The sequence below is a fragment of the Pseudomonas kielensis genome (genome assembly GCF_030505375.1).
GTDB classification, from domain to species: domain Bacteria; phylum Pseudomonadota; class Gammaproteobacteria; order Pseudomonadales; family Pseudomonadaceae; genus Aquipseudomonas; species Aquipseudomonas kielensis.
The window spans coordinates 1,229,239-1,254,745 of the sequence record NZ_CP130043.1; the positions used below are offsets into that span (position 1 = coordinate 1,229,239).

The 25,507-nt window shown below is 61.4% G+C and carries 21 protein-coding genes; 13 read left to right on the forward strand and 8 right to left on the reverse strand.

The features are described from left to right. Nucleotides 1–66: 66 nt before the first annotated feature. The 6 genes from Q1W70_RS06085 to Q1W70_RS06110 form a co-directional block, all read right to left on the reverse strand. A complete protein-coding gene (locus tag Q1W70_RS06085) occupies nucleotides 67–1,512 on the reverse strand; it encodes an aldehyde dehydrogenase family protein (RefSeq protein ID WP_302098678.1) in 1,446 nt (481 codons plus the stop codon). A 58-nt stretch (nucleotides 1,513–1,570) separates the two neighbouring features. Then, entirely contained in the window at nucleotides 1,571–2,482 is a 912-nt protein-coding gene (gene kdgD / locus Q1W70_RS06090) for a 5-dehydro-4-deoxyglucarate dehydratase (RefSeq protein WP_095169323.1), read from the reverse strand. Nucleotides 2,483–2,801: 319 nt separating this feature from the next. Beyond that, complete coding sequence (locus tag Q1W70_RS06095) at nucleotides 2,802–3,551, reverse strand: FadR/GntR family transcriptional regulator (protein WP_166588784.1); 750 nt, start codon at nucleotides 3,549–3,551, stop codon at nucleotides 2,802–2,804. Nucleotides 3,552–3,640: 89 nt separating this feature from the next. Beyond that, nucleotides 3,641–5,368, reverse strand: coding sequence for an ABC transporter ATP-binding protein/permease (locus tag Q1W70_RS06100; RefSeq protein WP_302098679.1), 1,728 nt, complete (start codon nucleotides 5,366–5,368; stop codon nucleotides 3,641–3,643). 97 nt (nucleotides 5,369–5,465) lie between these two features. After that, entirely contained in the window at nucleotides 5,466–6,026 is a 561-nt protein-coding gene (locus Q1W70_RS06105; protein WP_095169320.1) for a response regulator transcription factor, read from the reverse strand. Then, on the reverse strand, nucleotides 6,019–7,281 hold the full coding sequence (locus Q1W70_RS06110; RefSeq protein ID WP_166588786.1) for an ATP-binding protein: 1,263 nt from the start codon (nucleotides 7,279–7,281) through the stop codon (nucleotides 6,019–6,021). Before Q1W70_RS06110 ends, Q1W70_RS06105 begins: the two co-directional genes overlap by 8 nt. Before the next feature lie 228 nt (nucleotides 7,282–7,509). Here Q1W70_RS06110 and Q1W70_RS06115 point away from each other — a divergent pair, with 228 nt between their 5' ends. The 9 genes from Q1W70_RS06115 to Q1W70_RS06155 all read left to right on the forward strand — a co-directional run bounded on the left by Q1W70_RS06115 (nucleotide 7,510) and on the right by Q1W70_RS06155 (nucleotide 19,396). Then, nucleotides 7,510–8,226: an SIMPL domain-containing protein gene (locus Q1W70_RS06115; protein ID WP_166588787.1), complete on the forward strand. Its 717-nt coding sequence runs from the start codon at nucleotides 7,510–7,512 to the stop codon at nucleotides 8,224–8,226. A 415-nt stretch (nucleotides 8,227–8,641) separates the two neighbouring features. Next, nucleotides 8,642–10,267, forward strand: a complete 1,626-nt coding sequence (locus Q1W70_RS06120) for an ABC transporter substrate-binding protein (RefSeq protein ID WP_166588788.1) — start codon at nucleotides 8,642–8,644, stop codon at nucleotides 10,265–10,267. 303 nt (nucleotides 10,268–10,570) lie between these two features. After that, the gene (locus Q1W70_RS06125; RefSeq protein WP_166588789.1) at nucleotides 10,571–12,172 is read left to right on the forward strand and encodes an ABC transporter substrate-binding protein; all 1,602 of its coding nucleotides are present in this window, start codon (nucleotides 10,571–10,573) and stop codon (nucleotides 12,170–12,172) included. A 171-nt stretch (nucleotides 12,173–12,343) separates the two neighbouring features. Beyond that, on the forward strand, nucleotides 12,344–13,759 hold the full coding sequence (locus Q1W70_RS06130) for an OprD family porin (protein ID WP_166588790.1): 1,416 nt from the start codon (nucleotides 12,344–12,346) through the stop codon (nucleotides 13,757–13,759). A gap of 76 nt (nucleotides 13,760–13,835) precedes the next feature. After that, nucleotides 13,836–15,431, forward strand: coding sequence for an ABC transporter substrate-binding protein (locus Q1W70_RS06135; RefSeq protein WP_302098680.1), 1,596 nt, complete (start codon nucleotides 13,836–13,838; stop codon nucleotides 15,429–15,431). 72 nt (nucleotides 15,432–15,503) lie between these two features. Next, on the forward strand, nucleotides 15,504–16,514 hold the full coding sequence (locus Q1W70_RS06140) for an ABC transporter permease subunit (RefSeq protein WP_159993744.1): 1,011 nt from the start codon (nucleotides 15,504–15,506) through the stop codon (nucleotides 16,512–16,514). An 11-nt stretch (nucleotides 16,515–16,525) separates the two neighbouring features. After that, the gene (locus tag Q1W70_RS06145) at nucleotides 16,526–17,437 is read left to right on the forward strand and encodes an ABC transporter permease subunit (protein ID WP_166588792.1); all 912 of its coding nucleotides are present in this window, start codon (nucleotides 16,526–16,528) and stop codon (nucleotides 17,435–17,437) included. 10 nt (nucleotides 17,438–17,447) lie between these two features. Next, a complete protein-coding gene (locus tag Q1W70_RS06150; protein ID WP_166588793.1) occupies nucleotides 17,448–18,416 on the forward strand; it encodes an ABC transporter ATP-binding protein in 969 nt (322 codons plus the stop codon). After that, nucleotides 18,416–19,396: a peptide ABC transporter ATP-binding protein gene (locus Q1W70_RS06155; protein WP_302098681.1), complete on the forward strand. Its 981-nt coding sequence runs from the start codon at nucleotides 18,416–18,418 to the stop codon at nucleotides 19,394–19,396. The genes Q1W70_RS06150 and Q1W70_RS06155 overlap by 1 nt, the downstream gene beginning before the upstream one ends. A 63-nt stretch (nucleotides 19,397–19,459) precedes the next feature. On the opposite strand, the gene Q1W70_RS06160 is transcribed toward Q1W70_RS06155, so the two are convergent. After that, nucleotides 19,460–19,717 (reverse strand): hypothetical protein, encoded by a 258-nt coding sequence (locus tag Q1W70_RS06160; RefSeq protein ID WP_166591379.1) that lies wholly within the window; start codon nucleotides 19,715–19,717, stop codon nucleotides 19,460–19,462. Between the two features lie 241 nt (nucleotides 19,718–19,958). Further along, nucleotides 19,959–21,542 (reverse strand): peptide chain release factor 3, encoded by a 1,584-nt coding sequence (locus tag Q1W70_RS06165; protein WP_166591380.1) that lies wholly within the window; start codon nucleotides 21,540–21,542, stop codon nucleotides 19,959–19,961. A gap of 328 nt (nucleotides 21,543–21,870) precedes the next feature. Here Q1W70_RS06165 and Q1W70_RS06170 point away from each other — a divergent pair, with 328 nt between their 5' ends. From Q1W70_RS06170 to Q1W70_RS06185, 4 genes are read left to right on the forward strand one after another with little or no spacing between them, the layout of a single operon-like run. Then, nucleotides 21,871–22,587, forward strand: a complete 717-nt coding sequence (locus Q1W70_RS06170) for an ABC transporter permease (protein ID WP_095169435.1) — start codon at nucleotides 21,871–21,873, stop codon at nucleotides 22,585–22,587. A gap of 23 nt (nucleotides 22,588–22,610) precedes the next feature. Next, nucleotides 22,611–23,513 (forward strand): glycine betaine ABC transporter substrate-binding protein, encoded by a 903-nt coding sequence (locus Q1W70_RS06175; RefSeq protein ID WP_166591381.1) that lies wholly within the window; start codon nucleotides 22,611–22,613, stop codon nucleotides 23,511–23,513. 15 nt (nucleotides 23,514–23,528) lie between these two features. Then, the gene (locus Q1W70_RS06180; protein WP_095169437.1) at nucleotides 23,529–24,182 is read left to right on the forward strand and encodes an ABC transporter permease; all 654 of its coding nucleotides are present in this window, start codon (nucleotides 23,529–23,531) and stop codon (nucleotides 24,180–24,182) included. Beyond that, nucleotides 24,179–25,336, forward strand: a complete 1,158-nt coding sequence (locus Q1W70_RS06185; protein WP_166591382.1) for an osmoprotectant ABC transporter ATP-binding protein OsmV — start codon at nucleotides 24,179–24,181, stop codon at nucleotides 25,334–25,336. Before Q1W70_RS06180 ends, Q1W70_RS06185 begins: the two co-directional genes overlap by 4 nt. Nucleotides 25,337–25,507: the final 171 nt, after the last annotated feature.

Consider the following 25,507-nt stretch of genomic DNA (forward strand, 5'->3'; position numbering starts at 1 on the left):
ATTTTTATGCGCGGGTGAATCTGTCAGTGCGGTATCCGGTGGACCCGGATACCGCGGTGCAGCGGGTTACGATCCGATGTAAGAAGTTTTTACGACCGTGTAAAACTCTTGTGCATAGCGACCTTGCTCACGAGATCCATAGGATGAACCTTTTCGCCCACCAAACGGAACGTGGTAATCCACGCCAGCGGTCGGCAGGTTGACCATCACCATTCCCGCCTGGGAGTGGCGCTTGAAGTGGTTGGCGTATTTCAGCGAGGTGGTGCAGATACCCGCCGACAAGCCGAACTCGGTGTCATTGGCCATGGCCAGCGCCGCCTCGTAGTCGGCGACCCGGACGATATTGGCCACCGGGCCGAAGATTTCTTCACGGCTGATGCGCATGCCCGCTTCGCTGTCGGCAAACAACGTCGGGGCAAGGAAGTAGCCTTCGGTGTCGCAGGTCACCAGCGATCCTCCGCTGACCAGGCGCGCACCTTCGGACTGGCCGATGTCGATGTACTTGAGGTCCTGTTCAAGCTGGGCCTGGGACACCACCGGGCCAATGTCGGTCCCGGCCTGCAACGCATGGCCAACCTTGATCGACTTCATCCGTTGGGCCATGGCCGCGACGAACCGGTCGTGAATCCCGGCGGTGACAATCAATCGGCTCGAGGCCGTGCAACGCTGGCCGGTGGAGTAGAACGCACTCTGCACCGACAGCTCGACCGCCTGCTCCAGGTCGGCGTCGTCGAGAATGATCTGCGGGTTCTTGCCGCCCATTTCCAACTGCACCTTGGCCTGGCGCGAAACACAGTTGACCGCGATCTGCCGGCCTACACCCACCGAGCCGGTAAAGCTGATGCCGTCGACTTTCGGGCTGTTGACCAGCGCCTCGCCCACCACACGACCGCTGCCCATCACCAGGTTGAATACGCCGGCCGGGAAACCGGCACGGGAGATGATTTCCGCCAGCGCCCAGGCACACCCCGGCACCAGGTCGGCCGGCTTGAGCACCACACAGTTGCCATACGCCAGGGCCGGGGCGATTTTCCACGCGGGAATGGCAATCGGGAAGTTCCATGGGGTGATCAGGCCGACCACGCCGAGGGCTTCGCGGGTGACTTCAACGTTGACTCCCGGGCGTACGGACGGCAGATAGTCGCCGGACAGGCGCAGGCATTCACCGGCGAAAAACTTGAAGATGTTGCCTGCTCGGGACACTTCGCCAATGGCCTCGGGCAGGGTCTTGCCCTCTTCACGCGCCAGCTGGGTGCCCAGTTCTTCGCGACGCGCGAGGATTTCGCTACCGACTTTGTCCAGCGCATCGCTGCGCGCCTGGATACCGGAGGTCGACCAGGCCGGGAATGCAGCGCGTGCAGCATCGATGGCGGCGTTTACCTGGGCCAGGTCGGCCTTGGCGTACTCGCCCACCACATCGGACAGGTCCGAGGGGTTGATGTTGGCCGAATACTCAGCACCGGCAACCCATTGGCCAGCGATGTAGTTGTCGAATCGTTTTACGTCTGCCACGGCAATCTCCTTACGCAAAAGGCCGCTGATTACTCAGCGGCCTTGTTTAATCGGGTTGTTACTGCGCACCTTGCTTGTCGATCAAGGCGGCCAGTGCTTCGTATTCTTCAGGCAGCAGATCGGTCAGCGGGGCACGTACCGGGCCTGCGTCGTAACCGGAGATCTTCGCGCCGGCCTTGACGATGCTCACGGCGTAACCGGCCTTGCGGTTGCGGATATCCAGGTACGGCAGGAAGAAGTCATCGATGATCTTGCCGACGGTGGCGTGATCTTCACGGGCAATGGCGCGGTAGAAATCCATCGCGGTTTTCGGGATGAAGTTGAACACCGCCGACGAGTAAACCGGAACACCCAGGGCCTTGTAGGCGGCGGCGTAGACTTCTGCGGTCGGCAGGCCGCCGAGGTAGCTGAAACGATCACCGAGGCGGCGACGGATCGACACCATCAACTCGATATCGCCCAGACCGTCCTTGTAGCCGATCAGGTTCGGGCAACGTTCGGCCAGGCGCTCGAGCAGCGGCGCGGTCAGGCGGCAAACGTTACGGTTGTAGACCACCACACCGATCTTCACCGATTTGCACACGGCTTCAACGTGGGCGGCAACGCCGTCCTGGCTGGCTTCCGTCAGGTAGTGCGGCAGCAGCAACAGGCCCTTGGCGCCCAGGCGCTCGGCTTCTTGTGCATATTCGATGGCCTGGCGGGTGGAACCACCAACACCCGCCAGGATCGGCACGCTGGTTTCACAGGTGTCGACGGCGGTCTTGATGATTTCCGAGTATTCACTGGCGGCCAGGGAGAAAAACTCGCCGGTGCCACCGGCGGCGAACAGGGCCGAGGCGCCATACGGGGCCAGCCATTCCAGGCGCTTGATGTAGCCAGCGCGGTTGAAGTCGCCCTGGGCATTAAAGTCAGTCACCGGGAAAGACAGCAGGCCGGAAGAGAGGATGGACTTCAGTTCTTGTGGATTCATTATTCGAACACCCTAAGTAGCACGTTGTGATGAAAGCCGCTCAGCGTCATGCTGATGTTGTATGTCATCGTACAACTTAAAATACAACCGTCAACTGCATTTCATCATCCACGCACCCAGCCAGCCCCCAGGACGACCTCGATTGATAGTTAAATGATTGATTTAACACTGATAAAAACGAAAACAAAAAACATCCCGGACACCGCTGATCAGCGCGACGGCTTTTTCTGTTATGGGATGTCTTACGGCTAACACCGGCAATTCCGATGCTGGCCTCACACAGTGGGCCTTGCGCCCACTGCGGGTAGCGCGGTGCGGTCTAGCCGCGCTGGGCCTGGGCCTCTTCGTGGGCATGGCGCAGCCGCTCACGGCTGTTGGTCAGGTGCAGGCGCATGGCGGCGCGGGCGGCATCCGAATCCTGGCGCGCGATGGCGTCGTAGATTTCATCGTGCTCACGGGCCAGCCGGCTCATGTAGTGCTGGTGATCATCATGGGCCAGGCGCGCCGAGTTGAGACGGGTACGCGGGATGATGCTAGTACCCAGGTGGGTCATGATGTCGGTGAAATAGCGGTTGCCGGTGGCCAGGGCAATCTGCAGGTGAAACTGGAAGTCCGAGGCCACGGCGTCACCGGCATGGGCGGCGCTTTCATTCAGGGCATCCAGCGCCTCTCGCATCAAGGCCAGTTGCTCGGGGCTGCGGCGTTGCGCGGCCAGCCCGGCAGATTCCACTTCCAGGCTGATGCGCAACTCCAGTACCGCCAGTACGTCACGCAGGGTGACCACGGTGGCCGGGTCGATGCGAAATCCGCTGGGGCTTGGCGTGTCGAGCACAAAGGTGCCGATCCCGTGGCGGGTTTCCACCTGCCCCGCAGCCTGCAAGCGCGAGATCGCTTCACGGACCACCGTCCGGCTGACGCCATGGGCCTCCATGATCGCCGACTCGGTGGGTAACTTGTCGCCACGCTTGAGCAAGCCGTCGCGAATCTGCTCGGACAGCACCGTCACCAGTTCCTGCGCGAGGCTACGGCGCTTGCGGGGCAGACGAGGGACGTCGATCGGGTTTTCCATGGTCAAGATCAATCTCAGGCAAGCAGTGATACGCACATCATAGCGCAGGGCGGTTGTACGATCACTGTTGACCTACATTTCCAATGGGATCAGGCCGTCACGGTCTGCTCTTTCAGGTGGCCATTGTCAATTCGCACATGGCGCGGATGGAACCGTTTCAGGCTGCTGCGGTGCCCAACGCTGACAATGCTCAAGCCTGGCAGTTGATCGATCAGTGCCTGGTACAGCGAGGCCTCGTCTTCTTCGTCCATCGCGGAAGTGGCTTCGTCCATGTACAACCATTGCGGTGCATAAAGCAGTGCGCGGGCGAATGCCAGGCGCTGCTGCTCACCCGGCGACAGCATGCGCTGCCAGTGGTTGGCTTCGTCCAGGCGCGGCACCAGATGGGGCAAACGACAAGTCTCCAGCACCTGCACGTAACGCTCGTGCGGGTAGGTATCGCCGGACTGTGGATAACTCAAGGCTTCACGCAGCGTGCCAATGGGCAGATAAGGTTTCTGCGGCAGGAACAGGTAGCGCGCACTTGGCAGGCGAATCGCCCCATGCCCGGCCGGCCATAACCCGCCCATGGCTCGCAGCAGGGTACTCTTGCCACTACCGGAGCGACCGCTGAGCATCAGCCTGTCGCCCTGCTCCACCGTCATATTGGCGCTGGTCAGCAGATGACGACCATCCGCCAGGTCCAGGCCCACCTGCTGCACCTGCAGCTCAGCGCCCTCCTGGCGTACCTCGATGGCCGGCGCACGCTCTTCGTTTTCGCTCATGGCCTGGCGGAAACTCAGCAACCGGTCACAGGTGGCACGCCAGGCGGCCAGGTCGGCGTAGGCGCTGATGAACCAGCTGAAGTTCTCCTGGACGTTGCCGAAAGCCGAGTTGATCTGCATCAGCTCCCCCAGTTCGATCTTGCCGGAAAAATACCGCGGTGCCGCGACGATGAACGGGAAGATGATCGCGATCTGACCATAACCCGCGGTAAAGAACGTCAGGCGCTTGGACACTTTCATGATGTCCCAGAAGTTGTGCCAGACCATGCCGAACCGCGTACTCAAGCGCTGGTTTTCATTCGCCTCACCGTTGTACAGGGCAATGCTCTCGGCATTCTCCCGGACCCGCACCATGGAGAACCGCAGGTCGGCTTCAAAGCGTTGTTGCTGGTTGTTCAGCCCGATCAGGCGACGACCGATCAGGTGCGTGATCCAACTGCCTATCAACGCGTAGACCAGGGCGCACCAGAACATATAGCCGGGAATGGTGTAGCCAAATACTTCGATACTGCCGGACACACCCCACAGGATGATCGAGAACGACACCAGGCTGACCACCGTGCGAATCAGCCCCAGGCCCAGGCTCAGGGTATTGCTGGTGAAGCTGTTGAGGTCTTCGGAGATCCGCTGGTCCGGGTTGTCGGTGTAACCGCCCTGCTCCAGCTGGTAGTAGTTCTTGTGCTCGAGCCAGCGGGTGAAATGTTTTTCGGTGAGCCAGGCGCGCCAGCGGATGGTCAGCATCTGGGTCAGGTACAAACGGTACACCGCGCCCAGGATCGCCACCGCGGCAATCCCGCAGAAATACAGAATCAGGCTCCAGAACGCGGCATCGTCCTTCTTTTGCAGGGCGTTGTAGAAGTCCTTGTACCAACTGTTGATCCACACTGAAATCGCCACGCTGAACAGCGACAGGCCGATCACCGCAATCAACAGCAACCAGGCCTTGCCCTTCTCCTCACTGCGCCAATAAGGCGTGATCATCTGCCAGACACGGCGGAAAAACTGACCGCGCACCGCATCGTTGACCGCGGAATATTCAGCGTTCTGATTCATGATTCAGGCTCGATAGGAAACACAGAGAGTACGAACCGATCATAGATGATCGGTTCATTTTGTCCCGGGGGGCTGGCGATATTCGTTCAGCGACGGTTCAGCGGCGAACCGGACGCTTCTGCAGTTTGCGCTGCAGGGTGCGCCGATGCATGCCCAGGGCGCGGGCTGTGGCGGAAATGTTGCCTTCGTGCTCGGTGAGGACGCGCTGGATGTGCTCCCACTGCAGGCGGTCCACCGACATCGGGTTTTCCGGCACCAGGGTATCCAGGTCGGCGTGCTCGGACAGCAAGGCGGCCAGCACATCATCGGCATCGGCCGGTTTGCACAGGTAATTGCAGGCACCGCGCTTGATCGCCTCGACGGCGGTGGCAATGCTCGAGTAACCGGTAAGGATCACCACGCGCATTTCCGGGTCGAGTTCCAGCAGCTTGGGCAGCAGCACCAGCCCCGAATCGCCATCCATTTTCAGGTCCAGCGCGGCGTAGTCCGGCAGGTCCTGCTGAGCGATGACCAGGCCTTCCTCGGCGGAACCGGCGGTGCTGACGCGAAAACCGCGGCGGCTCATGGCGCGGGCCATGACGCGGGTGAAAGTAGCGTCGTCGTCTACCAGCAATAAATGCGGCAGGTCTTCGCCTTCGACTTGGATCTCGTCACTCATGTTCGTCTCCTCGTGCGGCACGGGGCAGGCGCAGCTCGGTGAGCGTACCGCCTTCCTCATGACTGTAGAGTTTCACTGAGCCGCCGGCGCGTGTCACGCTGGCCTTGCTCAAAAACAGGCCCAGGCCGAAACCTTTGCCCTTGGTGGTAAAAAATGGCTTGCCGATCTGCTCGGCAATGGCCAGCGGCACACCGGCACCGTGGTCGCGAATACTGATGGTCAGCTCCACGGCGTCCCAGTCCAGCGTCACTTCCAGCCCTTCCGGGCAGGCATCGGCGGCATTGTTCAGCAGGTTGAGCAAGGCCTGGGTCAGGTCCGGCGGCGGTGCCAGGCGCGGCTCGCTGCCTTCCCCCTTCCGCTGCAGGCGGTAAGTGGCTTCGGGGCGCATCAGGTGCCAGCGGTCGAGCGCTTCGTTGAGCCAGACGCTGACGTCCTGCATGTCCACCGCCAGGCGACGATTGTTCTCGGCGGCGCGCACCAGTTGCTGCAAGGTCTGCTTGCACAGCTTCACCTGATCCTGCAGCACGCTCAAGTCCTCGCGCAGCATCGGGTCATGATGGTCTTGCAGCATCTCGTTGATCAGCACGCTCATGGTCGCCAGCGGCGTGCCCAACTCATGGGCAGCGCCAGCGGCCTGGGTGGCCACGGCCAGCAATTGTTGATCGCGCAGCCCCTCTTCCCGACGGATCGCCCGCAGCTCTTCCTGGCGGCGCAGTTCTTCGGCCATGCGCGCGGCAAAAAAGGTGATGACCGCCGCCGCCAGGGCAAAACTCAGCCACATGCCGTAGATCTGCATCTTTTCCCGGTACATCGGGAAGGTTTCCAGAGGGTAGAACTGCGCCAGCAGCAAGGTGTACATGGTCAGCGCAATGCCCGACAGGATTACCGAATAGCGCCACGGCAGGGTCACGGCAGCGATGGTCAGCGGCACCAGGTAATAAGAGACGAACGGGTTGGTCGAACCGCCCGAGAAATACAGCAGCGCACTGTGGATAAACAGGTCGCAAGCCAATTGCACCGCGTACTCAAGCTCAGTCACCGGCCATGAGGTGCGCAGCCGGATGGCCGTAAAGGCGCACAGCAGCATCGAGCAGCCGAGGGTCGCGGCCAGCTCCAGCCAGGGCAGCGGTAACAGGTCGAACCAATAGGCGAGCCCCACCGAACCGGCCTGGGCGGCCAGCACCAGGGTGCGGATGAACGTCAGTCGCCAGAGGTTCTGGCGAGTTGCGGAAAGTAGTTGTACGGGGGCGAGCATGAGCTCTCCTGATGAGCGCTCCAGGCGGATCGCGTCGAGTATAACCAAGCAGGGGGCCTGACAGGCAAAAGTGCGGCAAAGCGACACAGGGCAACGGGTCGCGCCGCGACAGCCTGCGCGCTATCTGTATAGAAGTTGTAACCGGCTGAACCGGACAATAGCAGCTAGAGTCTGATGGTTTTACGCAGGCTCGCACCGTTACCCCTGCGCACCACCCAAGGAGCTTTCATGAACACATTTCGCCGCAGTGCCGCCCTTCTCGCCCTCAGTGCCGGCACCCTGGCCAGCCTCCCGGCCCTGGCCGCGGACGAGTTGCACTACAACCAGATTTCCCTGCGCGCCGAAGTCAGCCAGGAAGTGGCCCGCGACCTGATGATCGTGACCCTCTACACCGAGGAGCAGAATGCCGACCCGGCCAAACTGGCGGCCGTGGTAAGCACCGCGATGAACAAGGCTCTGGGCCAGGCGCGGCAGGTCAAGGACGTGACCTTGCGTCAGGGCAGCCGCAACAGCTACCCGATCTACGACGACAAGGGGCAGAAGATCACCGGCTGGCGCGAGCGCGCCGAACTGCGCCTGGAAAGCTCGGACTTCGCCGCACTGTCCAAGCTCACCGGCGAACTGCTGGGCGATCTGAAGATGGCCGGCATGGACTTCGCCATCGCCACCCCGACCCGCAAGGCCAGCGAAGATGCACTGCTCAAGGAAGCGGTCAACGCCTTCAAGGCCCGCGCCCAACTGACCACCGAGGCCCTGGGCGGCAAGGGTTACAAAATCGTCAACCTGAACCTCAACAGCAACGGTTATCCGCAGCCTTACCTGCGTGCGCCAATGATGATGAAAGCCGCCGCCATGGATTCCGCCCCGGTGACCCCGGAAGTCGAAGCCGGCACCAGCCAGGTCAGCATGACCGCCGACGGCTCTATCGAAGTGTTGATGCCGTAACACGTGTAGGAGCGCGCTCGCGAAAGACCTCAACGCTGACGTGCGTAATCTTTCGACACGCGGCGTCCTTGAGTTCATCGCGAGCGAACGCGCTCCTACCGTTGCTTCCCCCTCGCCATCGCGAAAAACCCGTCTAGGCTGTACGTAGGTTCGGTAACACCTTGCTTCGGCAAGGTGCGCCAACCGTGCTTTCAGCACCCATTGGGTGCACCTATTGCACCGAAACAACCCCGCGCAAACGATCAAATGCGTCAAAGTTTATAGGAATGCGACATTAAGGTACGTTCGTACCACTGTTTAAGACTTGTAGCCGCTCTGGATCTTGCAATGGGTATAGGCCCTGCATAAGTATCCGCAGGTCGACTCACGAGGTCGTCCTCTAATTCCAAAAATGACAACAAATCATGAGGCCACCATGCTCAAACACGCGGTCATTCCGTTTTTAGTCGGCGCCAGCTTGCTCGCTAGCGCACCTTTCGCCTCCGCTGCGACTAACCTGGTGTTCTGCTCCGAAGGGAGCCCGGCCGGATTTGATCCGGGCCAGTACACCACCGGAACCGACTTCGACGCCTCGGCAGAGACCATGTTCAACCGCCTGAGCCAGTTCGAACGTGGCGGCACCGCTGTTATTCCTGGCCTGGCCACCAGCTGGGACGTGTCCCCGGATGGCCTGACCTACACCTTCCATCTGCGCGAAGGGGTCAAGTTCCACACCACGCCGTACTTCAAGCCGACCCGTGAATTCAACGCCGACGACGTGCTGTTTACCTTCAACCGCATGATCGACAAAGACATGCCGTTCCGCAAAGCCTACCCCACCGAGTTCCCGTACTTCACGGACATGGGGATGGACACCAACATCAAGCACATCGAAAAAATCGACGACAAGACCGTCAAGTTCACCCTGGGCACGGTAGACGCCGCGTTCATCCAGAACTTGGCCATGAGCTTTGCCTCGATCCAGTCTGCCGAATACGCCGACAAACTGTTGAAGGAAGGCAAGCCGGGCGACATCAACCAGAAGCCGATCGGCACTGGCCCGTTCGTGTTCAAGAGCTACCAGAAAGACTCCAACATCCGTTACACCGGCAACAAGGACTACTGGAAGCCTGAAGACGTCAAGATCGACAACCTGATCTTCGCCATCACCACCGACCCGTCGGTGCGGATCCAGAAGCTGAAGAAAAACGAATGCCAGGTCACCCTCTTCCCACGTCCGGCCGACCTCAAGGCCCTGGGTGAAGACAAGAACCTGAAACTGCCGCATCAGGCGGGCTTCAACCTCGGCTACATTGCCTACAACGTGATGCCGGTCCTCAAGGGCCGTACCGACGCCAACCCACTGGCCAAGCTGGAAGTGCGCCAGGCGCTGGACATGGCGGTGAACAAGCAGCAGATCATCGACTCGGTCTACCAGGGCGCGGGCCAACTGGCCGTCAACGCCATGCCGCCGACCCAGTGGTCCTATGACGACACCATCAAGGACACCAAGTACGACCCTGAAAAGGCCAAGGAGCTGCTGAAAAAGGCAGACATCAAGCCGGGCACCGAAATCACCCTGTGGGCCATGCCGGTCCAGCGTCCGTACAACCCGAACGCCAAGCTGATGGCAGAAATGCTGCAGTCGGACTGGGCGAAAATCGGCCTCAAGGTGAACATCGTCAGCTATGAATGGGGCGAGTACATCAAGCGTTCCAAAGGTGGCGAGAACCAGGCCATGATCATTGGCTGGAGCGGTGACAATGGTGACCCGGACAACTGGCTGAACGTACTGTTCGGCTGCGACTCCCTGAGCGGCAACAACTTCTCGAAATGGTGCGACAAGCCGTACGACACCATCATCAAGGAAGCCAAGGCCACCACCGACGTCGCCAAACGCACCGAGCTGTACAAGCAGGCGCAACACCTCCTCAAAGATGCAGTCCCGATGACACCTATCGCGCACTCGACGGTGTATCAACCCATGCGCAACACCGTGCAGGACTTCAAGATCAGCCCGTTTGGCTTGAACTCCTTCTACGGCGTCAGCGTCAGCAAATAAGGTATTGCCGCGGCGACGTTGCTGACGTCGCCGCGGCTCTATCTGCCAAGACAGCGGAACTGACCTGCTTCCCAAATCACTGCGGCCTACAGCTGCGGGTTTAGGACGCATCGCCTTTTCTTACCTGTTCTTCAGGCCTTTCGCATTTACCGCCCGACACTCGGCCCACTAACGCCGAGGCGTCCGACCGTACTGCGCCTGAACCGGCAATCGCTGAAACCCGTGGTTCTGGACCCGTGATACCCGCACGTCCCCGGACGGGACGAGGGCTCATGGTTTACATCCAATAAGAGAGGGAGCGTCATGCGCCATACCTTGGTTTTATCCGCCCTGCTGGGCACCGGTCTGTTGGCCGCCACTTCCATCAGCCAGGCCGCCAGCAACAGCCTGGTGTTTTGCTCCGAAGGCAGCCCGGCGGGCTTCGACACTGCGCAATACACCACCGCCACCGACAACGATGCCGCCGAGCCACTGTACAACCGCTTGGCCGAGTTCGAGAAAGGCGCCACCAGCGTCGTACCGGGCCTGGCGACCCGCTGGGATATTTCCGCAGACGGCCTGACCTACACCTTCCACCTGCGCGAAGGGGTGAAATTCCACACCACCAAGTACTTCACCCCGACCCGGGATTTCAACGCCGACGACGTGCTGTTCACCTTCAACCGCATGCTTCACACCGACCACCCTTTCCGTAAGGCCTACCCCACCGAGTTCCCGTACTTCAACGGGATGAGCCTGAACAAGAACATCGCCAAGGTCGAAAAAACCGCGCCCCTGACCGTGGTCATGACCCTGAACTCGGTCGACGCTGCGTTCATCCAGAACATCGCCATGAGTTTCGCCTCGATTCTCTCGGCCGAGTACGCCGACCAGTTACTGGCCACGGGCAAACCCAGCGACATCAACCAGAAGCCCGTCGGTACCGGGCCGTTCGTGTTTCAGCGTTACCAGAAAGACTCGCAGATCCGCTATGCGGGCAACAAACAGTACTGGGACCCGAGCCGGGTCAAACTCGACCAACTGATTTTTGCAATCAACACCGATGCCTCGGTACGGGTGCAGAAACTCAAGGCCGGCGAGTGCCAGGTCACCCTGCATCCGCGCCCGGCCGATGTCGAGGCGTTGAAAAAAGATCCGAAGCTGCAACTGATCGAAAAACCCGGGTTCAACCTCGGCTACATCGCCTACAACGTCCAGCACAAACCCTTCGACCAGCTCGAAGTGCGCCAGGCGCTGGACATGGCGGTGAACAAGCAAGGCATCCTCAACGCCGTGTACCAGGGCGCCGGTCAACTGGCGGTGAACGCCATGCCACCGACCCAGTGGTCCTACGACGACACCATCAAGGATGCCGCCTATGACCCGGAAAAAGCCAAGGCACTGCTCAAGGCTGCCGGCGTCAAGGAAGGCACCGAAATCACCCTGTGGGCCATGCCGGTGCAGCGCCCGTACAACCCGAACGCCAAGCTGATGGCAGAAATGCTGCAGTCGGACTGGGCGAAAATCGGCCTGAAAGTGAAGATCGTCAGCTACGAATGGGGCGAGTACATCAAGCGCACCAAGAACGGTGAACATGACATCAGCCTGATCGGCTGGACCGGCGACAATGGCGACCCGGACAACTGGCTCGGCACCCTGTACAGCTGCGACGCGATTGGCGGCAACAACTACTCCATGTGGTGCGACCCGCAATACGACAAGCTGATCAAGCAGGCCAAGATCGTCACCGACCGCGACCAGCGCACGGTGCTCTACAAACAGGCCCAGCAGTTGCTCAAGCAGCAAGTGCCGATCACCCCTATCGCCCACTCCACGGTCAACCAGCCATTAAGCGCCAAAGTCGAAGGATTCAAGGTCAGCCCCTTCGGTCGTAACGTGTTCTCGGGTGTCGGTATCGACCAATAACTGATTAGCCAGAACCTTGGGGGCGATTTTCGCCCCCGCACCAGACTGTTGCCTGAATTCGGCGATCTCGCCCCATGCAAACGTTTGCGATGCCTTGCTTGTGTTCAAAACCAAAGAGCCGGATCAGTGCAAGAGACCGGCAATAACAAGAGAAAAAAAGGAGCTTCACTGATGAAACTGAGCAACTCCGCCCTGTTGGCCCTGGCCATCAGCAGCATCACCGCAACCGCCTATGCCGAACCCCAGAGCCAGGCGTTCAACCCGGTGACGATCAACACCGGCAATGCCCAATCCGAGGCCACCGGCTTCATCGAAGGCCAGACGATCGGCGGCAGCACCCGCAACTGGTACGCCAACGAACAACTCAAGCGTGGCGGCAAGTTCGCCTACAAGAAAGACGGCGTATCGACCCCCACCGATCGCCGGATCAACTGGGTCCAGGGCACCATCGTCAAGTACAACTCCGGGTTCACCCAGGGCACCGTGGGTTTCAGCACCGAGCTGGCGGCCTACAACGCCGTTGCGCTGGAACGTGATCGGGAAAACCTGGCCTCCAACAACGGCGGCGCTCCCGGCACTCGCCCTGGCGCAGGCAACAACCGGACCCTGACCAAAGAAGGCGGCGACGCCCAGGGACAATGGAGCAAGCTGGGCCTGGCCAACGTCAAGGCCCGCATCTCCAACACCACCCTGACTGCCGGGCGCATGAACTTCAGCAGCCCGCAAGTCGACGTCATCAGCAACCGTGCCCTGCCCTCGAGCTTCCAGGGCGTGGCCTTGCACAGTGAAGAGCTGACCAACCTGGCCTTCGACGTGGCCACCTTCGATCGCAACTCGCCGCGTACCGAAGAAAGCCTGAGCAAATTCCGCTCCGAATACGGCGCCATCGATGCCGAAGCCGATCACGTCAACACCGCCGGCATCAGCTACTCGCCGTTCGCCAGCCTGACCACCAGCCTCTGGGCCACCCAGGCCGAAGACATCTGGAACCAGTACTACTTCGGCGCCACCCATGTGCTGGGCGACAGCTCGGTGCTGAGCCTGACCACCGGCCTGAACTACTACAAGACCCAGGAGGAAGGCAAAGCCAAGCTGGGCAACATCGACAACGACACCTACTCCCTGTCGTTCGGCCTGACCCACCAGGCTCACACCCTGACCTTCTCCTACCAGGAAGTGAACGGTAACGAGTACTTCGACTACCTGCACGAAACCAACGGCATCTACCTGGCCAACTCCCTGCTGTCGGACTTCAACGGCCCGAACGAGAAATCCTTCCAGGTTTCCTACGGCCTGAACATGGCCGAGTACGGCGTACCGGGCCTCAAGTTCAACATTTACCAGGCACGCGGCTGGGGCATCGACGGCACCCACTACACCGGCACCGGCTACGACGGCATCCAGTCGCAAGACGGCGAACACCACTACGAATATGGCATTGGCAGCACTTACGCCATTCAGAGCGGTCCGCTGAAAGCCACCACCGTCCGCGCCACCTACACCGCGCACCGGGCGAGCGAAAACCAGGCTGATGGCAGCATCAACGAGTTCCGCCTGGTGACAACCATTCCGTTCAACGTCCTCTAAGGCGTGACAACTGCGGGGCCGATTCGACGAATCGGTCCCAACGACTAATCTGGCTCATGGAATACGGAGGGTTTATATGAAGATGCTTCCCTTGCGTGCGGTTGTCGCAGCCACCGTGCTGATGACAGCCATCGGTGCTTCGGCCAAACCCTTGGTGGTCTGCACCGAGGCCAGCCCGGAAGGTTTCGACCCAGTGCTCTACACCACTGCCGTTACGGCCGACGCCGCGGCAGAGACGCTGTTCAACCGCCTGGTGGACTTCAAGCCCGGTACCGCGCAGATCCAGCCGGCCCTGGCCGAAAGCTGGGACATCAGCCCGGACGGCCTGCAATACACCTTCCACCTGCGCCCAGGCGTAGCGTTCCACACGACCGACTACTTCAAACCGACGCGCACGCTCAACGCCGACGACGTGGTCTGGAGCTTCCAGCGTCAACTGGACCCCAACCATCCTTGGCACAAGCAATCGGCTGTCGGCTTTCCGTACTTTGAAAGCATGGACTTCCAGAACCTGCTCAAGCGCGTCGAAAAAGTCGACGACATGAGCGTCAGGTTCACCCTGAACCGCCCTGAAGCCCCGTTCCTGCTGGACCTGGGCATGGCATTCACCTCGATTCACTCGGCCGAGTACGCCGCGCAGTTGCAAAAGGCCGACAAAATGGCCGACCTCAACAGCAAGCCGATCGGCACCGGCCCGTTCATCTTCCAGCGCTACGCCAAGGATGCCCAGGTCCGCTACAAGGCCAACCCGCACTACTTCCGTGGCAAGCCGCCGGCAGACCCACTGATCTTCGCGATCACCCCGGACAACAACACCCGCCTGCAAAAACTCAAGGCCAATGAGTGCCAGGTGGCGCTCTATCCCAAGCCCGACGACGTCCCGAGCATCCAGGCCGATCCGGCCCTGCAAATCGCCACCATCGCGGCGATGTCCACCGGCTATACCGCGATCAACACCAGCCGCCCATACCTGAGCGATGTGCGGGTGCGTCGGGCCATCGAGCTGGCCCTGGACAAACAGAACTACGTCGACACCCTGTACGGCAAGGGCAACGCGATTGCCGCGGTCAACCCCTACCCACCCGCGCTGCTGGGCTATAACACCACGCTGAAGAACCCGCCCCAGGACCTCGACCAGGCACGCGCCCTGCTCAAGGAAGCCGGTGTTCCACCCGGCACGGTGTTCACCCTGTACACCCGCAACGCCGGTGGCCCGACCAACCCGAACCCGCAATTGGGCGCGCAGTTGATCCAGGCAGACCTGGCCAAGGTGGGTATCACCATCGACATTCGGGTCATGGAGTGGGCGGAGATGCTCAAGCGTGCGAAGAAAGGCGAACACGACCTGGTGTCTGCTGGCTGGAGCGGCGACAACGGTGACCCGGATAACTTCCTCGGCCCGCTGCTGAGTTGCGAAGCCGCCAAAAACGGCGAAAACTACAGCCGCTGGTGCAACCCGCAATTCCAGGCGCTGATCACCCAGGCTCGGGCCACGACCGGTACCGCCGAGCGCGCCGCCCTCTATGAAAAAGCCCTGGTTATCCTGCACGACGAAGTGGTGTGGGTCGATCAGGCTCATCCCAAGATGTTTACCGCCATGCGCAAGAACGTAGACGGTTATTACATGAACCCGCTGACCACCAATAACTTCGCCACCACCCAGGTGAAGTAGAAAAAAACGCCGGCCACAGCCCGATCCTGGGCTGACCGGTACGCCTAACCGGCTGATGAGGTACACCAGAAGATGTTTAGTTTTATTGCCCGCCGATTGGGGTTGTTGATCCCCACGTTCTTCGGCATCACCCTGCTGACGTTCGCGTTGATTCGCATGATTCCCGGCGACCCTGTGGAAGTCATGATGGGCGAACGCCGGGTCGACCCCGAAATGCACGCTCAGGCAATGGAACGCCTTGGTCTGAACAAGCCACTGTATGCCCAGTACCTGGACTACATCGGCAAACTGGCCCAGGGCGACCTCGGTGAATCGCTGCGCACCCGTGAAAGTGTGTGGAGCGAGTTCACGTCGTTGTTCCCCGCGACCCTGGAGCTGTCCATGGCCGCCCTGCTCTTCGCCGGCATCCTCGGCCTGCTGGCCGGGGTGATCGCGGCCCTCAAGCGAGGATCGCTGTTCGACCATGGGGTCATGGGCATCTCCCTGGCCGGGTATTCGATGCCGATCTTCTGGTGGGGCCTGATCCTCATCATGTTCTTCTCGGTGTCCCTGGGCTGGACCCCGGTTTCCGGGCGGATCGACCTGCTCTACGACATCGAGCCGGTCACCGGCTTCATGCTCATCGACACCCTGCTGGCCGATGACACCGGCGCGTTCCTCGACGCCCTGCACCACCTGATCCTGCCGGCCATCGTGCTCGGCACCATCCCGCTGGCGGTGATCGCGCGCATGACCCGCTCCTCGATGCTCGAAGTGCTGCGCGAAGACTACATCCGCACCGCGCGGGCCAAAGGCCTGTCGCCGTCGCGCGTGGTGTTCGTCCACGGCCTGCGCAACGCCCTGATCCCGGTGCTGACCGTGGTCGGCCTGCAGGTCGGCACCTTGCTCGCCGGGGCGGTCCTGACCGAGACCATCTTCTCCTGGCCCGGCATCGGTAAATGGCTGATCGAAGCCATCGGCGCCCGGGACTACCCCGTGGTGCAGAACGGCATCCTGTTAATCGCCTGCCTGGTGATCCTGGTCAACTTCGTGGTGGACATCCTCTACGGCTTTGCCAACCCACGCATCCGTCATCAGCGCTGAGATCATTACCCATGAGTACGCCAACCCCCTCGGCAGCAGTCGATCAAAGCCTGCTGTATCCGTCCCCGTACAAAGAATTCTGGCACGCCTTCTCCCGCAACAAGGGCGCGGTGGCCGGCCTGATGTTCATGCTGCTGGTGATCTTCTGCGCGATCTTCGCGCCCTGGGTCGCCCCGCATAACCCCAGCGAGCAATACCGTGACTTCCTGCTGACCCCACCGGCCTGGCTCGAAGGCGGGCAACTGCAGTTCCTGCTCGGCACCGACGAACTGGGCCGCGACCTGCTGTCGCGCTTGATCCAGGGGTCGCGCCTGTCGCTGCTGATCGGCCTGTCATCGGTGGTCATGTCACTGATCCCGGGGATCCTGCTGGGCCTGTTCGCCGGGTTCTTCCCGCGCCTGCTGGGCCCTACCATCATGCGCCTGATGGACATCATGCTGGCCCTGCCGTCCCTGCTGCTGGCCGTGGCGATTGTCGCCATCCTCGGCCCTGGCCTGATCAACACCGTGATCGCCATCGCCATCGTGTCCCTGCCCTCCTACGTGCGCCTGACCCGCGCCGCGGTGATGGGCGAACTGAACCGTGACTACGTGACCGCTGCGCGCCTGGCCGGTGCCGGCCTGCCGCGCCTGATGTTCATCACCGTGCTGCCCAACTGCATGGCACCGCTGATCGTCCAGGCCACCTTGAGTTTTTCCTCGGCGATTCTCGATGCCGCCGCCCTGGGCTTCCTTGGCCTTGGCGTCCAACCGCCAACGCCGGAGTGGGGCACCATGCTGGCCTCGGCTCGCGACTACATCGAACGCGCCTGGTGGGTGGTGAGCCTGCCTGGTTTGACCATTTTGCTCAGCGTGCTGGCAATCAACCTGATGGGCGACGGCCTGCGCGACGCGCTGGACCCGAAACTCAAGAACGCCGCCTGAGGAGATTCCCATGTCACTGTTAGAAATCAAGAATCTCAACGTGCGCTTCGGCGACAAGACCGCCGTCCCCGTGGTCGACGGCCTGGACCTGAGCGTGGACAAGGGCGAAGTCCTGGCCATCGTGGGCGAATCGGGGTCGGGCAAATCCGTGACCATGATGGCGCTGATGGGCCTGATCGAGCACCCCGGCATCGTCACCGCCGACGCCCTGAACTTTGACGGCAAGAACATGCTCAAGCTGAGCAACCGTCAACGCCGGCAGATCGTCGGCAAGGACCTGGCCATGGTCTTCCAGGACCCGATGACCGCCCTGAACCCGAGCTACACCGTCGGCTTCCAGATTGAAGAAGTGCTGCGCCTGCACCTGAAAATGTCCGGCCGCGCGGCGCGCAAACGCGCCATCGAACTGCTGGAAAAAGTCGAGATCCCCGGCGCCGCCAGCCGCATGGACGCCTACCCGCACCAACTCTCCGGCGGCATGAGCCAGCGCGTGGCCATTGCCATGGCGATTGCCGGCGAACCCAAGCTGCTGATCGCCGACGAACCGACCACCGCCCTCGACGTGACCATTCAGGCGCAGATCATGGACCTGCTGCTGGCCCTGCAGAAAGAGCAGGACATGGGCCTGGTGCTGATCACCCACGACCTCGCCGTGGTCGCCGAAACCGCCCAGCGCGTGTGCGTGATGTACGCCGGTCAAGCGGTGGAAGTCGGCCAGGTGCCACAGCTGTTCGACATCCCCGCGCACCCCTACAGCGAAGCCCTGCTCAAGGCGATTCCGGAGCACAGCCTGGGCGAATCGCGCCTGGCCACGCTGCCGGGCATCGTGCCGGGCCGTTATGACCGTCCGCAGGGTTGCCTGCTGTCGCCACGCTGCCCGTACGTGCAGGACAACTGCCGCGCCCAACGCCCGGCCCTCGACCCGAAAAGCAACAGCCTCGCTCGCTGCTTCTATCCCTTGAATCAGGAGGTGGCGTAATGGCCGTCGTTCTCACCGCCCGTGACCTGACCCGTCACTACGAAGTCTCCCGCGGCCTGTTCAAGGGCCACGCCACCGTGCGCGCGCTCAACGGCGTGTCGTTCGAACTGGAAGCCGGCAAGACCCTGGCCGTGGTCGGCGAATCCGGTTGCGGCAAGTCGACCCTGGCCCGCGCCCTGACGCTGATCGAAGAGCCGTCCTCCGGCTCGCTGAAAATCGCCGGGCAGGAAGTCTCCGGGGCCAACAAGGCCGAGCGCAAACAGTTGCGCAAAGACGTGCAGATGGTGTTCCAAAGCCCCTATGCGTCGCTCAACCCACGGCAGAAAATCGGTGACCAACTGGCCGAGCCGCTGCTGATCAACACCGACCTTTCGGCCGCCGAGCGCCGTGAAAAAGTCCAGGCGATGATGAAGCAGGTCGGCCTGCGGCCCGAGCACTACCAGCGCTATCCGCACATGTTCTCCGGCGGCCAGCGCCAGCGCATCGCCCTGGCCCGGGCGATGATGCTGCAACCCAAGGTGCTGGTGGCGGACGAACCGACCTCGGCGCTGGACGTGTCGATCCAGGCCCAGGTGCTGAACCTGTTCATGGACCTGCAGCAGGAATTCAACACCGCCTACGTGTTCATCTCCCACAACCTGGCGGTGGTGCGCCACGTGGCCGACCACGTGATGGTGATGTACCTCGGCCGGCCGGTGGAAATGGGCCCCAAAGAGGACATCTACACCCGCCCCCTGCACCCCTACACCCAGGCCCTGCTGTCGGCCACACCGACCATCCACCCGGACCCGGACAAGCCGAAAATCAAGATCGTCGGCGAACTGCCCAACCCGCTCAACCCACCGTCCGGCTGCGCCTTCCACAAGCGCTGCCCGTACGCCACCGAGCGTTGCAGCAGCGAAGAGCCGGTCTTGCGTGTGCTCGACAATCGGCAGGTGGCGTGCCATTACGCCGAGCAATTTCTCGAGGGTGCGGCCTGACAAACTGCTGTAGGTGTAGGAGCGAGCTTGCTCGCTCCTACAGGGGATTGGCGCAATGGCAAACTACGTCTGGCTATCACCTTCGTCCGGGTCATCGCTGTCCGGCTCGTCGGTGGTCGAGTCATCGTCGCCCGCGCTACCGCCCTGGCCCTTGTCCCCAGGTTCCGATTCAGACTTGGCCAGCATCAAGGCGCCGTCTCCCACCTGATCGCTCGACACTTGCTCACCATGGCGAGGGCACTCGGCCCAGGCCGACGTCATACCCACCGACAGCAACAGCAACACCTTAAGCAACAGCACACTGCGTTGAAAAATGCTCATAGCCGATTCCATCCTTTCAGGGAGAGCCCGGCGGCGAAGAACCCGGTCGCCGTGGCATTGGCTGCAATCTAGTTGTGATCCATCGGGTTCTCCAGATAGGACGCCGACAAAAGCCAGGAAATGCCCCTTCCCCCCCAGATTGGTTTTGAATAAAGGTTAGAGCCAATCCGGCTAAGCTCGCGCAGCCAACAAAAAACCCCGCAGCTTTCGCAACGGGGTTTTGGATGTGACGGCTCAGCGCTTAGTGATGTTCACGGGTCGCGCGGAATTTCACGTCTGGCCAGCGCTCTTCCATCAGCGCCAGGTTGACCCGGGTCGGGGCCAGGTAGGTCAGGTGACCGCCGCCGTCGACCGCGAGGTTTTCCACGGCCTTGACGCTGAACTCTTCAAGCTTCTTCTTATCGCTGCAATCGATCCAGCGCGCGGACCACACGGTGATCGGCTCATAGGCGCACTCGACCTTGTATTCCTCTTTCAAGCGGCTGGCGACCACATCGAACTGCAGCACACCCACGGCGCCGAGGATGATGTCGTTGCTGCGCTCCGGGAAGAACACCTGGGTGGCGCCCTCTTCGGCCAATTGCTGCAGGCCCTGGCGCAGTTGCTTGGATTTGAGCGGGTCCTTCAGGCGCACGCGGCGGAACAGTTCCGGGGCGAAGTGCGGGATACCGGTGAAACCCAGGGCTTCGCCTTCGGTGAAGGTGTCGCCGATCTGGATGGTGCCGTGGTTGTGCAGGCCGATGATGTCGCCGGCAAACGCTTCTTCCAGTTGCTCACGCTCGGAGGAGAAGAAGGTCAGCGCATCGCCGATCCGCACGTCCTTGCCGGTGCGCACGTGGCGCATCTTCATGCCTTTTTCGTACTTGCCGGAGCAGATCCGCATGAAGGCGATTCGGTCGCGGTGCTTGGGGTCCATGTTCGCCTGGATCTTGAACACGAAACCGGTGAACTTCTCTTCCACCGGCTCCACGGTCCGCTCGTTGGCGACCCGTGCCAGGGGTTTTGGCGCCCAGTTGACCACGGCGTCGAGCACGTGATCGACACCGAAGTTACCCAGTGCCGTACCAAAAAACACCGGGGTCAACTGGCCGTCCAGGAACTCCTGCTGATTGAACTCGTGGCAGGCGCCTTGCACCAGCTCAAGCTGTTCGACGAAGCGATCGTACTCATCACCCAGGTGCTCGCGAGCCTCATCGGAGTCGAGCTTCTCGATGATCTTCACTTCGGTCCGCTCGTGGCCGTGGCCCGCGGTGTAGACGATGATGTAGTCGTCGGCGAGGTGATACACGCCCTTGAAGTCGCGGTAGCAACCGATCGGCCAGGTGATCGGCGCGGCCTTGATTTTCAGGACCGCTTCGATTTCGTCGAGCAGTTCGATCGGGTCGCGGATGTCACGGTCGAGTTTGTTGATGAAGCTGACGATCGGCGTGTCACGCAGTCGGCAAACGTCCATCAGGGCGATGGTCCGTGGCTCTACACCCTTACCGCCGTCGAGGACCATCAAGGCCGAGTCGACCGCCGTCAGGGTACGGTAGGTATCTTCGGAGAAGTCTTCGTGGCCCGGGGTGTCGAGCAGGTTGATCATGTGGTCGCGATACGGAAACTGCATGACCGAGGTGGTAATCGAAATACCCCGCTGCTTTTCCATTTCCATCCAGTCGGAGGTGGCATGGCGGTCGGATTTGCGAGATTTCACCGTGCCGGCAACCGCAATCGCCTTGCCCATCAGCAAGAGCTTCTCGGTGATGGTGGTCTTACCCGCATCGGGGTGGGAAATAATGGCGAAAGTGCGGCGTTTCGCGACTTCGGCGGCCTGTTTGGTCATGGGAAATCGCCTGGCAGGTGATTCAAAAAAGGGCGGCGATTATAGCCCAAGTTGAACCCAGAACCGAACCGTTGAGCACATTAAGGGTGGCCAAATGCTGCCTAAGATGGGAACCTTTTAAAGCGTAGAGACGTCCACTCCCCTGTTACGACCACTCGTCAGGGGCTGAAATATCTGCAAGTCAGCCTGACGAGGCTGCGCTCATGGCTCGACCTCATGCCGTTTTGCCGGCATTGGCGAGCTGCTTTTCGCGAACACCTTCCCGGCAGCCAGGCATGGCGTTGCCACACGGGAATGTGTCCGCCGACTGAAATAAAGGAGTCCGCCTGTGGCTATTCGCTATGGCAAAGGGCTGATAGGAGGAGCGGTTGTCGTCGCCCTCCTGGCCCTGCTGATCCACTGGATCGGCATCAACACGATCGAACTGTACCGCGACGATTTGTTGTTTTACCTGCAAGCTCACCTGATCCTCGTCCTCGCTTCCATGCTGGCCGCCCTTGTCGTGGGTATCCCTGCCGGCATCCTGCTCAGCCGCCCGACCCTGGTCGGACGCGCCGAACGCTTCATGCAAATCTTCAACATCGGCAACACCGTCCCACCCCTGGCCGTACTGGCCATCGCCCTGGGGATCCTCGGGATCGGCAGCGGCCCTGCCATCTTCGCCCTCTTCCTCGCCTCCCTCCTGCCCATCGTGCGCAACACCTACGAGGGCCTGAAAAACGTCCAGGGTTCACTCAAGGAAGCCGCCGTTGGCATCGGCATGACCCCACGCCAGGTGCTGTGGCGGGTCGAGTTGCCGAACGCCGTGCCGATCATTATCGGTGGCGTGCGCGTGGCCTTGGCGATCAACGTCGGTACCGCCCCCCTGGCGTTCCTGATCGGCGCCAACAGCCTGGGCAGCCTGATATTCCCCGGCATTGCCCTGAACAACCAGCCGCAACTGATCCTCGGCGCGGCGTGCACCGCCCTGCTGGCCTTGCTGCTGGACGGTCTGGTGACACTGAGCAGCCGTCTCTGGCTGGAACGCGGGTTACCCCAGTCCTAATCCGGCTGAGCGAAGGAATCACGATGAAATTACCAAGCTTGTTACTGGGCTGCGTCCTGCTGTGCGCAGGATTTGCCCAGGCCGCCGAAAAACCCCTGATCCGGATCGGCGCCCGGGTCTTCACCGAGCAGACGCTGCTCGCCGAAATCACCGCCCAATACCTGCGTGCCAAGGGCTACAACGCCCAGGTCACCGGCGGCCTGGGCAGCAACCTGGCCCGCAGCGCCCAGGAAACCGGGCAACTGGACATGGTCTGGGAATACACCGGGGTCTCCCTGGTGTCCTACAACCACGTCACGGAAAAGCTCGACAGCCAGCAGTCCCTGGCGCGGGTCACTGAACTGGATGCGAAGAAAGGCCTGACCTGGCTCTCGCCATCGAAATTCAGCAACACCTATGCCCTGGCGCTGCCCGAGAAAATCGCCGAGCAATTTCCCGAGGTCAACAGCATCAGCGAGCTGAACACAGTGCTGCGCAATGAAGCCGAGGACAACCCGCTGGTGGCCCTGGACACCGAGTTTGCCAACCGTTCCGACGGCCTGGCAGGCATGGTCGAGCGCTACGACATGGACCTGACCCGACGCAATATCCGCCAGATGGACGCAGGCCTGGTCTATACCGCACTGCGCAATGGCCAGGTGTTTGCCGGCCTGGTGTACACCACCGACGGGCGCCTGAGTGCGTTCAAACTCAAATTGCTCAAAGACGACAAGCATTACTTCCCCGACTACACCGCTGCCCCCGTGGTACGCCAGGTGTACCTCGACGCCCATCCGCAACTGGCTGGCCAACTCAAGCCGCTGGCCGATCTGTTCGACGACGAGACCATGCGCCAGCTCAATGCTCGGGTCGACGTCAATCATGAAAGCCCGTCGGCCGTGGCCGCAGACTTCCTGCGCCAGCACCCACAGCTTTCTAACAACTGAACCGGAGGAAAAGCCATGGACTTTTTGAACGCCTTTTCCCACCTGGACTGGCCGCTTGTCCTGCACCTGACCTGGCAGCACATCACCCTGGTCGGGATTGCCGTGACCCTGGCGATTGTCGTCGGCGTGCCCCTGGGCATCGTGATGACTCGCTTTCCGGCACTGGCCGGCCCGCTGCAGGCCAGCGCCACCGTGCTGCTGACCGTGCCCTCGATTGCCCTGTTCGGCCTGCTGTTGCCGTTCTACTCGAAGTTCGGCCAGGGCCTGGGACCGATGCCGGCGATTACCGCGGTGTTCCTGTACTCCCTGTTGCCGATCATGCGTAACACCTACCTGGCGCTGACCGGCGTCGAGCCGGGTATTCGCGAAGCCGCCCGGGGCATCGGCATGACATTCGGCCAGCGCCTGCGCATGGTCGAACTGCCGATCGCGGTGCCAGTGATCCTGGCCGGTGTGCGCACCGCCGTAGTGATGAACATCGGGGTGATGACTATCGCCGCGACCATCGGCGCCGGCGGCCTGGGCGTACTCATTCTCGCTTCCATCAGCCGCAGCGACATGTCGATGCTGATTGTCGGCGCGGTCCTGGTCAGTGTGCTGGCCATCTTCGCCGACCTGCTTTTGCAATGGCTGCAACGCTCGCTGACTCCCAAAGGACTCCTGAAATGATCGAACTTCAAAACCTCAGCAAAACCTTCCGCAGCAACGGCAAAGACGTCAAAGCCGTGGACTCGGTAAGCCTGACCGTCAATGAAGGCGAAATCTGCGTGTTCCTCGGGCCTTCGGGTTGCGGTAAAAGCACCACGCTGAAGATGATCAACCGCCTGATCAAACCGACCTCGGGCAAGATCCTGATCAATGGCGAAGACACCACCGACCTCGACGCCGTGACCCTGCGTCGCAACATCGGCTATGTGATCCAGCAGATCGGCCTGTTCCCCAACATGACCATCGAGGAAAATATCACTGTGGTCCCGCGCCTGCTCGGCTGGGACAAGCAGAAGTGCCACGATCGCGCCCGTGAATTGATGAGCATGATCAAGCTCGAGCCCAAGCAATACCTGCACCGCTACCCACGTGAACTGTCCGGTGGCCAGCAGCAGCGCATCGGCGTGATCCGCGCACTGGCCGCCGATGCCCCGTTGTTGCTGATGGACGAACCCTTCGGCGCGGTCGACCCGATCAACCGCGAGATGATCCAGAACGAGTTCTTCGAGATGCAGCGGGCGCTGAACAAGACAGTGATCATGGTCAGCCATGACATCGACGAAGCGATCAAGCTGGGTGACAAGATCGCCATCTTCCGCGCCGGCAAGCTGTTGCAGATCGACCACCCGGACACCCTGCTCGCCCACCCGGCGGACGACTTTGTCAGCAACTTCGTGGGCCAGGACAGCACCCTCAAGCGCCTGCTGCTGGTCAAGGCCGAAGACGCCGCGGACAACGCCCCGTCCGTCAGCCCGCAAACCCCGGTGGCCGAAGCACTGGAGCTGATGGACGAGCTCGACCGCCGTTATGTGGTCGTCACCTGTGCCGAGAACAAGGCCCTGGGCTACGTGCGCCGTCGCGACCTGCACCGCCAGGCCGGCGCCTGTGGCCAGTACCTGCGCGAGTTCAACGCCACTGCCGCCTACGACGAGCACCTGCGCATCCTGCTGTCGCGCATGTACGAGTTCAACCGCTCGTGGTTGCCGGTCATGGATGCGGAGCGGGTGTTCCTCGGCGAGGTGACCCAGGAATCGATTGCCGAGTACTTGAGTTCCGGCAAGTCCCGTGGCGGCAAGACCAGTATCGTTTCGCCAGCTGAGACTGCGGTGGCCTGACAAAAAAACTGTAGGAGCGAGCTTGCTCGCGATGCACTCGATGGCACCACGGGGTACCAGGCTCCATGCGTTATCGTTGACGTCCATCGCGAGCAAGCTCGCTCCTACAAGTATTCAAATCTCCCTCTTGGGGGAACATCACACTGTCATGCAGGTCGGTTACATCAGTCT